The sequence below is a fragment of the Sphingobium sp. CFD-2 genome (genome assembly GCF_024611135.1).
GTDB classification, from domain to species: domain Bacteria; phylum Pseudomonadota; class Alphaproteobacteria; order Sphingomonadales; family Sphingomonadaceae; genus Sphingobium; species Sphingobium fuliginis.
On sequence record NZ_CP084405.1, the window covers coordinates 2,398,178 to 2,411,073 of the forward strand.

Consider the following 12,896-nt stretch of genomic DNA (forward strand, 5'->3'; position numbering starts at 1 on the left):
CACTTCAGAAGCTGGCGCCCAGTTCGACGCCGTAGGTTCTGGGCGGCGAAAGGATCGCATTCGCGCCCGGCGCGGTAAATACCGGATAGGCGGTGTCGAAGAGATTCTTCGCGAACAGCGCCAGCCTCCACCTTGCCGGTCCGACCTCGACATTCTGCAACGCCATGCGCGCATTGGCCACGTCGCGGCGGATGTCATAGGCATAGGCGCCGAACGCGACCCGGCCTGTTCCCGACGTATCGCTGGCCATGGCATAGTCGCCATGGAAGGCAAGATCGCCGATCCCGACCGGAACGCTGTAATCGATCGCCACGGTGACCGCATGTTTCGGCAGGCTCTGTATCCGCACGTCGGCCAGGGGGTCTATGGTGAAATAGCTTTCAGGGCGCTTGTCATGCAGATAGGCATAGGTCGCGGAGACCTGAAGCCCAGCGGTGGGAGCGGCAATGATTTCCAACTCCGCCCCGCGAATCCGCGTGACGCCGGGCGCATTCAGCGTATCGGTGATGGCCGGATCGCCCGCGGGGTCGAGCTGGCTGGTGATCTGCCGGTTGTGGATGCGATTTTCAAACAGCGCTGCATTGACGCGCAGACGGCGCTCGATCAGGTCGCTTTTCACCCCGATTTCAAAGGACTTGTTCACTTCGGCGCCAAAGGGCTTGAAGGAAGGGGACCGCACCGACACGCCGCCGGCGCGATAGGCCTGGGCGTAGCGGGCATAGACGTTGATGGCGTCCGTTACGTCATAGGCGATGGTGAACGCCGGATCCCAGCGCTTTTCACGGAACGGCGCGCCGATTGTGGCTGTCGGTGCGCCGTTGAACATGGTGCGCTCGAACTTTTTCTCGTCATTCGTGTAGCGCAGGCCGCCCGTCAGGTGCAGCCGGTTGTCTGCGAACGCCGGCGACCAGGTCGCCTGGGCGAAGCCCGCATAGGATGTGGACTCCGCCTCTTGCGAATTAAGTCCCGCACCCGCGCTCCCCACGGCGAATGGGTTGACGCCCAGCGCCTGCGTGAATGCGCGATCTGTGTAGATGATGCTCAGCAGGGTCTGGCGGGTATCCTGCACCCGCTCATGGAAATAATAGGCGCCAATGACGAATTCGAGATCGGGCAGGCTGCCGACGAGCTGGAATTCTTGACTTTCCTGCTTCTGCTTGACCTTGTTGTAGGAGGTTACACCCGAAATGCCCCAGATCGGGGTCGTGGGATCAATGCCCAGGCTGGTCCCGCCAAGCCGGGGAAACAGAATGCTGGCGGGTCGGGCGACAGGAAATTTGGTCAGGTTGAACGCGCCGCCAAGTTGGTTAGCCCCTTCCTCGCTTGTTTTCCGGAACGCGGTGATCGACCGCAGCGTCAGGGCGTCGTTCAGTTCCCAACCCGCTTGCAGCGTATGACCCGATGCCTCGGTGCGGAAAGGCGCATTGTAAAGGGATGTCCATGCCGTGTCGGTACGGCGGTCCAGCCTGTCCGTCAGCGGCCGCGCGCCCGTGAGAGTGGCGAGCGGCAACACCGTGCGGCCATTTGCGTCGATCAGCGGGGGCCGGACCAGCACATTGTAATCGCGCGTGTCCTTCGTCACGCTGTGATCATAGGCATAGTCGACGGTGATGGCGGACGTCGGCTTCCACCGCACGCTGGCGCGATAGCCTTCGCCATCGAACGCGCCGAAATCATCTTGCCGCGCGATGCGGGCGACCCGCGGGCCGTTCTTCGTCCATCCATCATGGCTGGAGTTGAGATAATCCAGCTTGATCGAGAAACCGGCAAATTCCGGAAGGTTGAGGTGGGCTTCATAGCGACGCTGATCGAAATTGCCGATTGTCACCTTGCCGTCGCCGCCCAATATGCCGGTCGGCTTCTTGGTCACGATGCGGATGGCTCCGCCTTCGGCATTGCGGCCGAACAGCGTACCTTGCGGGCCGCGCAGCACCTCGATCCGCTCCGGATCGACCAGTTCGGCGCCCATGCCCTGAGCACGGCCCAGATAAACGTCGTCAATATAGACCGCAGTGCCCAGCTCCACCGTGCCCTGTCCGGGATCGCTGTTGGTGACGCCGCGCATGTCGACGATCAGCAGGCTCTGGCTCCCCGCGAAAGGCTGCATGACGACGCCGGGTGGCGGCGACTGAAACAGGGCGGTGAGACCGGTCGCGCCGCGGGCTTCAAGGGCCTCGCTCGAATAGGCGCTGACCGCAATCGGCACGTCCTGAAGATTTTCGGCCCGCTTCTGGGCGGTGACGATGATTTCCGCGACGCCATCTTGTGCCACTGCCGGCACGGCCAGGCCCATCAGCAAGCCAGGTAGCGAAATCCCGGCCAGATAAATTTTCCCTCTCCGCATATCTTCTCCCATTTTCACGGCCATGCCTAAGACATATGACTTAAGATGAGACATGTCTCTTAGAAGGGAGAAGGCCAGAGCGCCAATCCGCACGGAAATGATCGCCTATGCGATCCATGACTCGCAAAGGCGGGGAGGAGACGGTTCCTGTGCTACAGATACCGTCTTAACTTCCCGGTGCTGGTCTGAGGCACATGGCCCGCAGCATTTCGATGCCTTCGGCCAGAAATTCCGCTTCGGGCATGACTTCCAGCCCTTCGGACAAATTCTTGTCCCGTTCGAAAATCATGTCGAAAAAGGTGCAGGAGCCGTGCCGCAGGCGATAGCTCATCAGGTCGCGCGGCACATCGGGCTGCAGGGCGAAATAGAGCTCCATGGCTTCGCCGCTGGCAGGTGTCGAGTAAAGCTGGGCGTTGCGGATCTCGGTGCCTTCCCTCCAGCGGATCGCATGGCGAAAGAAGGATGCGTAGCGATGCACCCCCTGCGCATCGCGCAGTTCGTAGTTGGGCAGGACGAGCGCGCCGAGTACGGAGGCTGGATCACGCTCCCGCCCTTCGGCATGGATGGCGTCCAGCATCTGCCGCCGTCGCGCATCCAGTGTCGGCAGGCGATGGGCCCATATCGCGCGAACCAGCTTTTCGCGGTCATTGAAATGATAACTGACCGCGGAGTTGTTGGCGGCATTGGCTTCCAGGCGGACCTGGCGCAGCGATACATTCTCTATCCCATGCTCTCCGAACAGCCTTTCCGCCGCCTCTATGATGGCCAGCGCCGTGCCCTTGAACGACTGGGCAGGAAGATCATCCATGATGGGAGCCACTCTTTCTCTCTACAGCGATCAGTGGCTCCGCTATCCGCCCAACGCCGTCATAATGCAACGGCGCGCAAATGCGCCGGGGCCGTGCGTAGATCACAGCCATCATATGGATGATGGAATTGGCAGGCCGGGCCTTTCGTTCTGTAGGCCGCTTGCAATAAGACATGTTTCTTATATTGCACGGGAGAGCGGCACGAAGCCCAAGAACAGCGAGAGGAATGCGCCGGTGCTCAATTCATTATTCGGACTGTCGGGCAAGAATGCGCTGGTGGTCGGCGCCGGCAAGGTGCCCCATGCCATTGCGTCCCTGTTCGGATCAGCGGGAGCGGCCGTCACCCATGCGCAGGAACCGGAACTGACGGAGGAGAGCGTCGAGACGTTGTTCGACGGCGTGCCGGAACTCGACATATTGGTGAACGGCGCCATTGTGACCGGCCCCTGGCCGCTCGACGATCTGACGATGGACGAATGGGACCGCGTGCATGCAACCAACGTTCGCGGCGCGTTCCTGCTCATGCGGCAGGCGGTGCGAACGATGCGGAGGCATGGCCGGGGCGGTCGTCTTGTCAACCTGTCGACCATCGGATCGGTTCATCCGGTGCTGCATGGCAATTATGCCTATGGCTCTTCCCGCGCCGGGATGAACGCCCTCACCCGGCAATTCGCGCTGGATTGCGCAGACGACGGGATTGCCTCTAACGCCATTCTGGTGGGTGCGATCCCCTCGGACCCCTTCCCCGAAGGCTGCCCCATGCCTCCCAAGGGGCCGGGCGTGAGGCCGGAGCGGTTTCCCATGGGCTATGGCACGCCTGAAGATGTCGCGCCGGTGGCGCTGCTTCTGGCGTCCGCCGCCGGCCGCTACATCAACGGCCAGACGATCGTCGTAGATGGCGGCTTCCAGATCGCATGACGGCCGATCGGATGGCCACGCTCTTCGACGGCTTCTATCAGATGGGCTTTGTCGCCCGCAATCTGGATCAGGCCACCGACGCGCTGGCGAGGCGGTTCGGCATAAGGCGCTTTCGCCGCAAGGCCTCTTCGCCATTCATGGACGCGGCGCATGCATGGGTGGGGTCCACCATGCTGGAAATCATCCAGATCCGGCAGGGCGCGCCCGAAATCTATGAAGCCTATGTGCCCGACGAGCCGTCCGCGGTTCGCCTGCATCATCACGGCTTTCGCCTGGCCGATGCGGCTGCCTGGGACGAGGTCAACCGACGCATCGACGAAGCAGGCCTGGCGACACCGATGCGCGGCGCCGTCATGGATGGCCAGCTCAACTATATCTACGCCGACACGCGGGCCGACACCGGGGTTTACAGCGAATATGTCTATCTGACCGGGGCGGCGACGTCGATCTATGACGACGTGCCCCATAACTGAAGGGAAATAAGGATGGCCGACAATGACGCGGTCGACATCTATGCGCAGCATCAGGCGCTCTACAACCGGGTGGCCGTGCCAAATCATGTGCCGCCCGAACTGGTGTTCGATTTCGATTATCTGCATCCGTCGGGCATTGAGGAAGGGGACGTCTACACTGCCTGGAAAAGGCTGCATGACGGCCCGGACATTGTCTGGACGCCCTGCAACGGAGGACATTGGATCGTCACGCGCGGCGAAGACATCAAGTTCGTGCAGGAGCATTTCGAGATATTCAGCCATGAGGTGTTCACGATACCGCGCGGGTCGTCCCCCGTCCGCATGCCGCCGCTGACCGTCGACCCACCGTTGCATGCCCGCTATCGCGCCATTCTCAACCCCTTCTTCACGCCCAGCCGGGTGAGCCGGATGCGGGAGGATGCCGTGGTCCTGACCCGCAGTCTGATCGAACAGATCAAGCCGAAGGGCCGATGCGAGTTCGTCAATGATTTCGCGCGCGTGATGCCGGTGACGATGTTCCTTGGCATCGTTGACCTGCCGCTGGACCAGCGTGAGCGGTTTGTCGAATGGGGCGTCACCTTCATGAACGCGACGGATTCCAGGGTAAAGCTGGGCGCGCAGGAAAAGGTTGTCGCCTATCTCCAGCAAGTTCTGGACGAGCGCGCCGCCAATTCCGGCGACGATCTGCTCAGCAAGATCGCGGGCTGGCGGAACAATGCCCGCTTCCAGGGCGAATATGAAGTCATCGGCATGGCGGTCCTGGTCTTCTTCGGTGGCCTCGACACCGTCGCCAACATGTTGTCCTTCATCACCCGTTACCTTGCGCAAAATCCGCAGCAGCGCCGACGCCTGATCGACGAGCCGGAGATCGTCCCCAAGGCAACGGAAGAGTTCCTGCGTCGCTTTGGCCTGTCGAACACCGGCCGCCTGATCCTGCAGGACTTCAACTACAAGGATGCCGTCTTCAGGAAAGACGAGATGGTGATGGTGCCGATCTCGATGTCGAGCATGGACGACCGCTTGTATGATCGGCCGATGGACATCGATTTCGATCGCGATCCTGTGCACAACACCTTCGGCAATGGCCCGCACAAATGTGTCGGAAGCCCCCTGGCCCGCGCCGAAATACAGGTGTTTCTGGAGGAATGGCTGAAGGCCCTTCCCGACTTCCGGCTCGACCCTGAACGGCCGTCCGTCACCCATTCCGGTTCCGTCAACGGCGTCGATTCCCTGAACCTCGTCTGGGATTCCGCGACCACGCGTTGACCCCATCATACTGACAGGAGTTTCTATGTCCGCCCCGGAAGCACTTTCATTTTACGGCCTTGAAGGCAAGACCGCCATCGTCACCGGCGCTGGGTCCGGCATCGGCCGCGCCACCGCAACCCTGTTCACGCAGGTCGGCGCACGGGTGCTGTTCATCGACGTCGTCGAAGACGCCGTGCGCGAGGCAGCGGAAGCGACCGGATCGCCCTGGGCCGTCTGCGACATATCGGACGAGGCGCAGGTGCTCTCGACCTTCAAAAGGGCGGAGGCGGAACTGGGCGGCCTCGACGTGCTGGCCAATGTCGCGGCCTATCGGCGCAAGGCGGACACCATGACGATGCCCGCGTCGGAATGGGACATCATGCACGCCGTCACCACGCGCGGTACGTTCCTGATGATGCGCGAGGCTATCAAGATCATGCGCGACCAGGGGCGGGGCGGCTCCATCGTCAACGTTTCGTCCGTGAGCGCCGACCATCCGACGATCTTCAACAACACCCATTATGACTCGGCCAAGGCGGGCGTCGATGCGATGACCCGCGCCGCCGCGGTCGAGTTCGCCGAGCATAAGATCCGTGTCAATTCGATCCAACCGGGCGGCACGGCAAGCGGCGGCGCGAAGGCGATGGGCGAGAGTCTGCCTTTCAAGGGGCCGATGACCCTGCCGGGCCGCATTCCGCTGGGCCGCATATCCCAGCCGATCGAACAGGCCCGCGCCATCCTGTTCCTCGCCAGCGACGCCGCCAGTTATATAACCGGCCATCATCTGACGGTGGACGGCGGCTATCATGTCTCCTGATGAAGACGGGGTTAGTCGCTGCTAACTATCCTGCCCAAATCCCCGCCAGCGACCTAGCCTTGGGAAGCCCATGTCCGGCAAAGCGCGAATATCGGCTATCACCCGGTCGGTATGTGCCGAATGGGGGGCGAGAATGCGGTGGTCGACGGGACGCTGAAGCTACGCGGTATCGACGGCCTGCGGGTCGTCGATGCTTCGGTGATGCCGGTGATCGTATCGGGCAACACCAATGCCGCGACCATCATGATCGCAGAGCGAGCCGCCGAATTTATCCTTCGAGATAAGCGTGGATACTGAGGCGACGCCCACAAAAACGGTCATTCGTAACGATAGCTGTGGCGACAATCTCTCCGAGGAAACGCGCAAGGATATGATCGAGAAGGCGCAGCAGGGCCATGGCCGAGCTGCGCGCCGATCGGCTATCGCAACGTCAGTGACGAGCAGGGGGTAATGTCATCGCCGTTGATCCGGAGGCAGGGCCGATAGTGACGCGCCTGTTCGACTGATACGCAAGGCGCCTCTATTCTCAATACCTCCGCTTTGGCACATCGATGCTGCGGGGGGGGTCCATCCCGTCAGGTCTTAGAGGGTAGCTGGCAGATCGCTGCCCTTCTAGCAAGCGTGGCCTGAATACCGCCGCCCTGTTGGTGAAACTCACCAGGAAGCTGGCCTGGCCAGCTATCGGAGCGATCAGTGCTGGACCTGGGTAGTGTGCGGGATGTTCTGCAAAATCCATTGAGGATTTGAGCGGCCATGGCAGGCTGGTGATGTTCAAAGTCGCCAACCCCAATGGAGCCCCACCATGACCAGGAATGAGAATAGACCATCGATAGCGGCCGTCAAAGATTTGATGGGCGCGAACCGCGACGCCTTGCGGGAGATCGTGCAGGATTTGCTGCAGGAGATGCTGGAAGGTGAGATGACCGATGTCCTTGGCGCCTCGAAGAGCGAACGCATTGACGGCCGTGTTGGCTATCGATCCGGACATTACAATCGGACGCTGATCACGCGGGTGGGCAAGCTGGAGCTGCGGGTGCCGCAGGATCGCGACGGCCGTTTCTCGACCGAGCTGTTTGAGCGCTATCAGCGCTCGGAGCAGGCGCTCGTGGCATCGTTAGCCGAGATGTACGTCCAGGGTGTGTCGACCCGGAAGGTGAAGGCTATCACCGAAGAGCTTTGCGGCCACAGCTTCTCCGCCTCGACCATCTCAGCGATCAACAAGCGACTGGACGAGAGCCTGACAGCCTTTGCCCGACGTCGGCTGGACGAGCCGTTCGCCTACCTCATCATCGATGCCAAATATGAGAAAGTCCGCCAGGCAGGCGTGGTGCGCTCCTGCGCCGTACTCGTCGCACTGGGTGTGGACTGGGAAGGCCGGCGCCAGATTCTGGCTGTAGAGCTCGCCAACCGCGAGAGCCGCTCTTCGTGGAAGGACTTTCTCGTCGGCCTCAAGGAGCGCGGCCTCCACGGTGTCGAATATATCGTTGCCGATGACCATGCGGGTTTACGAGCCGCTGTTCGTGAAGTGTTGCCAGATGCCTGGTTCCAGCGCTGTTACGTGCACTTTTTAAGAAATGCTCTCGACCATCTGCCGCGTAAAGCTGATGACGACTGCCTGCAGGAGCTGCGTTGGATCTACGATCGTCGCGAACTATCAGAGGCCAAAAGCGATCTGGCTGCCTGGCTGAGAAAATGGTCGCCACGATACCCCAAGCTCACCAGCTGGGCGGAAGAAACCATCGAGGAGACGTTCACCTTCTACCGGCTTCCGCGGCAGCATCATAAACATATGAAGAGCACCAATATGCTCGAGCGCTTTAACGAAGAAATCAAACGCAGGACGATCGTCCTGCGTATCTTCCCCAATGAAGACAGCTGTTTGCGCCTCATACGCTCGCTTGCTGTCGAGACCCACGAAAACTGGCTCGAAGCCAACCGCTATCTCAACATGAACGACCTTAAGGAGATGAAGAAAGCCGATCTACGTCAAGCCGCCTAGCCAGCATGCCCGCCGCTATTTGCAGAACTTGACGCACACAACCTGGACCTGAATGACCGCTTTGCCGGCGGCTGCCGACCCGGTTTACCTTGTGTCAGTCCGATGGTGCAATTGGCGAAGCCTCGTTCCACCCGCCACCCAAGGCCTGATAGAGGGCGATCCGCGCCGTGAAGGCATCTGCCTGAGCCTGGACAAGATTCAGCTCGGCGGCAAGCAGGCCGCGTTGGGCGTCCAACTGCTCAAGATAGGGCGAATAGCCTGCTTTGTAGCGATTTGAGGCAAGACGGAAGGTCTCGGCGAGCGCGTCGCGCTGAGCGGCCACGATGCGTAACTGGGTATCTGTCTGAACGATATTCGCGAGCGCGTCCTCCACTTCACGGAAGGCATTGAGAGCGGTTTTGCGATAGGCAAAGGCAGCCAGATCACGCTGCGCACCGGCGCTTTCCGCGCCCGCGCGCAAGCGCCCGCCCTCGAACAGCGGCGCAAGCACGCTGCCGCCCAGCGACCAGATGGTGATCGGATCGTCGAGCAGGGTCGAGAAAACCGCACCACCCTGCCCGGTCAAGCGCAACTGGGGCAGGAAGCGCTTGCGCGCAGCCGCAAGGGCATGATCGGCGGCGGCAAGCTGAAGCTCGGCCTGCGCGACATCCGGACGACGACGCAGCAGTTGGGAAGGGAGGCCGGCTGGCACTGCGGGGTCTGTGAGCGCGGCAAGCGAAGCGCCGCGCTCTATGGGACCGGGCAAGTCGCCGCTGAGCAGCCTGAGCGCGTTTTCCTGCCGCGTGCGCGCCTGCTCTAGCGGCGCGATGATCTGCAACGCGCCCTGATATTCCGCCACTGCCTGAGCAAGCTCGAGCCTGGGTGAATAACCTGCGTCCGAGCGGCGCCTAATGCGTTGCAGCGCCTCCTTGCGTGCCTCGACGGTCTGGCGGGCGACGTCAAGCCGCGCATCGAGCGCGAGGAGAGTCACATAGCCGCTGGCCACGGTCGAGGCGATCGACAGGCGAACCGCGTCGCGGGCGGCCTGGCTTGCCAGCCATGCTGCGTGCGCTGCCGATTCCTGGTCGGACAGCCGGCCGAAGAGATCCACCTCCCAGGCCGTCTGGACCTGCACTTGCCCGGCGGTCTGCACTTCGGGCGTCCCGAACGCGCTGACGCTGCGCGAGCGTTCACCGCCCGCACCGGTCGCCAGGGTCGGCAATAGCGCGGCGCGCGCGCCTCTCTCCTGCGCCTTCGCTTCACGGATGCGCGCGCCGGCCATGGCAATGTCGAGATTGCCTGCAAGCGCATGCTCGACCAGAGCGGTCAGTTCCGGGTCGCCGAAGGTCCGCCACCAGTCCGCATCAAGGGCACCGCTCTGGTCGGGCGACGTGCGCCAGCCCTGCGGCGGCGTCACTGGATCGACCCGCGCGGTCTCGACATGCGGCCCGGCACAGGCAGCGAGCAGGAGAGGCAATGCCGCGATCGTGCAGGCGCGGCGCATCAGTCGTTTGTCTCGACATGCAACTCGACGGACATGCCGGGGCGCAGGCGTTTCGCCATCTCCTGCCCTGGATCGATCTTCACGCGGACGGCGATGCGCTGCGCCACTTTCACGAAATTGCCCGTTGCATTGTCTGACTTGAGCACGGCGAACTCCGAGCCGGCGGCAGGCGAGAGATTCTCGACATGCCCCCTGAGCTTGGCGCCGCCCAGTGCGTCGACACGGAAGGTCGCGGGCTGACCGATGCGCATCTTGCGCGTCTGCGCTTCCTTATAGTTGGCGATGACCCAGCGATCGCGAGGGACCAGGAACATGAGCTGGGTTCCCGCCGAAACGAAGGCGCCATTGCGCACGCCGATTTCCGAGAGCTCACCGTCGACCGGAGCACGGATGACCGTATTGTCGAGATCGACCTGGGCGAGATGAAGCGCGGCCTGGGCGGCGGCGACGGAAGCCTCCAGCCCGCCACGCCCCACGATCACCGAACGGACGTCCTGTTGGCCAATCTGCTGCGCAGCACTGGCCTGTCGCACGGCCGCTTGGGCGGCGAGCAGCGCGGCGCGAGTCTGATCGCGCTCACGCTCGGAGATCGAGCCATCGGCGACGAGCGCGGCGGCCCGCTTCATGTCGGCCTGGGCGCGGACCAACTGGGCCTGCGCATTGGCAATGCCTGCCGACTGACCGGTGAGCGCTGCCTCGCGACCGCGCTGGCTTTGTTGCGAATTGGCCAGAGCGGCACGTTGCGCTGCGAGATTGGCCTTCGCCTGTTCGACGCGCGCGCCATAGATGCGCTGGTCGATGGTGACGAGGACATCGCCTTTCTTCACCGTCTGGAAGTCCTGCACCGGCACCCCGGTCACATAACCGCTGACCTGGGGGCTTATGATCGTCACCTTGCCGCGGACATAGGCGTTGTCGGTGTCTTCGGCCCATCCGTCAAAAGGCGGCAGTCGCCAAGCGTAGAGTATGGCCACGATTCCTGCGAGCGCGAGAGCGCCGATCGCCACTGCCGCCGTACGGCTTTTGCGGGGAGGACTCCAGCCCTGCGAAGAAGGCTCGACCTGCGGATCGGGAGGCGGCGCAGCTGCCGCAGCTCGGGATGTCGCCGCCTGATCCGTCATGAAACCCCCCGTTAACCTGCCTTTGCCGCCTGCGCCTGCAGGGCCTGCTGGAGCTGGATGATGGGCGAGGGCTCCTTGCGCCGCAAGATGGAACGGCGAATGAGAAGGCCCCAGATCACGCCCGCAACGGCCAGCACGCCGACCAACAGAAACACATCATTGAAGGCAAGGATATTGGCCTCTCGGGCCACCTGGCGGGCCAGCAATGCTCCGCCCTCCGCACCGCGCAACAGCGGATCGCCAATCAGGCCTCGAACCGACGCCGCGCCGCCTTCGACGCGCTGGGCGACCTGAGGATCCGTCATGACGATATTTTGCACCAGCGCATGCGAATGGAACTTCTCACGGACGACCTGGAAGGTGCCGAGCATCGTCGAACCGGCGAGCCCTCCAAGGCTCTGGCTCAGGTTGAACAGCACGACGAAGCTGATGAAATTCTTCGGTCCGGCAAGCAATGTGCGGGCAATGCCGATGACCATGGCCTGGGCAAGAAACAGGAGAGAGGCAAAGCCGATCATCGCCTGACTCAGATAGAAGCTGGAGGGGCGTGTCAGATTGGTCGAGTCCGCATCCATGAAAGCTGCGATGGCGATAAGGGCGACGGCGAGCGTAATCGGCAAGGACAGGTTTGCCGGATTGAGCGTCAATACGGCCGTCAGCAATCCCGCGACCGAGGCGAGCACGATCACGAGATTGAGCATCACCATCTGGTCGTTGATCATGCCGACCACATTGAGCAACCCGACCGAACCGAAGGCCTGCTCGGACAAGAGGATGCGCACTATGGACGCGATGAAAATGAGGCGCATCATCTGTCGCGTGCCAAGCCAGCGGGTATTGATGAGCGGGTTCTCGCGATAATGTTCGAGGATGAGCGAGGTGGCGACAAGCACGATGCCGGCGCAAAGCGCCCAGCCGATCCAGGCACGCTCGGTCCACCATTCGATCCGTCCTTCGGAAAGCACCGCGATGAACAGCCAAAGGCCCGGCGCCAGCAATCCGATCGTCAGGAAGTCACGCCATTCGAACGCCTGGCTGCGCTGGCTCGGCGGCAACGGCAAGGCAAGAATGGCGGCCAGCGTGATCAGTGTGAGGCCCAGTTCGAACACATAGAGCATGTGCCAGTCGCCTGCGACGAGCAGCCCCGGCGAGACCATCCGGGCGAGCGGCGTCGCGAGTTGGGGAATGCAGATGCCCATCATGATGCCGGTGAGCCGCTTTGGCGCGGTAAAACCCTGCATGAGATAGAGGATCGCGAGTGTGGTGAGGCCGCCGGACGCAAAGCCGCTCGCCGCGCGTACAGCCACCGACGACCAGAAGCCGTGCACGCCGAGGTGCAGAAGCGTCGTGACCGCGTAAATCGCCAGCATCCAGCGGATGAAGGGTTGCAAGCCGAACTGCTGGCGATATTTGACGAGCAGCAGGTTCGCACAGGTGTAGGTCATATAATAAGCCGCCATCAGCCATGCCGCCTCGTTGGAATTGAGACCCAGCGTGCCCTGCGCAAACGCGATGTTGACCGTGATGAGCGCATTGCCAAGGCCGCTGGTGAGCCCGATCATGACGCCGATCAGGATGTAAGACAGGCGGCGACCTGACGGATGGTCGGGATTGGCTGGTGACCCGGGCAAGGTCGGCTGCTCGTGCGGCTTGAATCGATAACCGGACTCATCTTCCATGAAGC

General features: G+C 62.3%; 10 protein-coding genes and 1 pseudogene. 6 read left to right on the forward strand and 5 right to left on the reverse strand.

The annotated features are described in order from the left end of the window. Positions 1-4: 4 nt before the first annotated feature. Together LDB29_RS11835 and LDB29_RS11840 are read right to left on the reverse strand one after the other, a co-directional pair. Positions 5-2,344 (reverse strand): TonB-dependent receptor, encoded by a 2,340-nt coding sequence (locus tag LDB29_RS11835; RefSeq protein ID WP_158230035.1) that lies wholly within the window; start codon positions 2,342-2,344, stop codon positions 5-7. 166 nt (positions 2,345-2,510) lie between these two features. Then, entirely contained in the window at positions 2,511-3,152 is a 642-nt protein-coding gene (locus tag LDB29_RS11840; RefSeq protein WP_025547717.1) for a helix-turn-helix domain-containing protein, read from the reverse strand. A gap of 235 nt (positions 3,153-3,387) precedes the next feature. Between LDB29_RS11840 and LDB29_RS11845 the strand changes: the two genes are divergently transcribed. From LDB29_RS11845 to LDB29_RS11870, 6 genes and pseudogenes are all read left to right on the forward strand, one after another. Then, positions 3,388-4,071 (forward strand): SDR family NAD(P)-dependent oxidoreductase, encoded by a 684-nt coding sequence (locus tag LDB29_RS11845; protein ID WP_025547718.1) that lies wholly within the window; start codon positions 3,388-3,390, stop codon positions 4,069-4,071. Then, on the forward strand, positions 4,068-4,544 hold the full coding sequence (locus tag LDB29_RS11850) for a hypothetical protein (protein ID WP_099186016.1): 477 nt from the start codon (positions 4,068-4,070) through the stop codon (positions 4,542-4,544). Before LDB29_RS11845 ends, LDB29_RS11850 begins: the two co-directional genes overlap by 4 nt. 12 nt (positions 4,545-4,556) lie before the next feature. Beyond that, complete coding sequence (locus LDB29_RS11855) at positions 4,557-5,810, forward strand: cytochrome P450 (RefSeq protein ID WP_099186017.1); 1,254 nt, start codon at positions 4,557-4,559, stop codon at positions 5,808-5,810. A gap of 25 nt (positions 5,811-5,835) precedes the next feature. After that, positions 5,836-6,609: an SDR family NAD(P)-dependent oxidoreductase gene (locus LDB29_RS11860; RefSeq protein WP_099186018.1), complete on the forward strand. Its 774-nt coding sequence runs from the start codon at positions 5,836-5,838 to the stop codon at positions 6,607-6,609. Between the two features lie 66 nt (positions 6,610-6,675). Then, positions 6,676-6,906: pseudogene (locus LDB29_RS11865) on the forward strand (GMC oxidoreductase); the annotation flags it as partial. A 505-nt stretch (positions 6,907-7,411) separates the two neighbouring features. Continuing rightward, entirely contained in the window at positions 7,412-8,608 is a 1,197-nt protein-coding gene (locus LDB29_RS11870; protein ID WP_037449607.1) for an IS256 family transposase, read from the forward strand. A gap of 94 nt (positions 8,609-8,702) precedes the next feature. Here LDB29_RS11870 and LDB29_RS11875 read toward each other — a convergent pair whose 3' ends face one another. Genes LDB29_RS11875 through LDB29_RS11885 form a run of 3 tightly spaced genes read right to left on the reverse strand, consistent with a single transcriptional unit; the run spans position 8,703 to position 12,891 of the window. Continuing rightward, complete coding sequence (locus LDB29_RS11875) at positions 8,703-10,091, reverse strand: efflux transporter outer membrane subunit (protein ID WP_099186020.1); 1,389 nt, start codon at positions 10,089-10,091, stop codon at positions 8,703-8,705. After that, entirely contained in the window at positions 10,091-11,212 is a 1,122-nt protein-coding gene (locus tag LDB29_RS11880) for an HlyD family secretion protein (protein ID WP_099186021.1), read from the reverse strand. Before LDB29_RS11880 ends, LDB29_RS11875 begins: the two co-directional genes overlap by 1 nt. Before the next feature lie 11 nt (positions 11,213-11,223). Next, positions 11,224-12,891 carry an MFS transporter gene (locus tag LDB29_RS11885; RefSeq protein ID WP_099186022.1) on the reverse strand — a complete coding sequence of 556 codons (1,668 nt, stop codon included), beginning with the start codon at positions 12,889-12,891 and terminating at the stop codon, positions 11,224-11,226. Between the last annotated feature and the right edge of the window lie 5 nt (positions 12,892-12,896).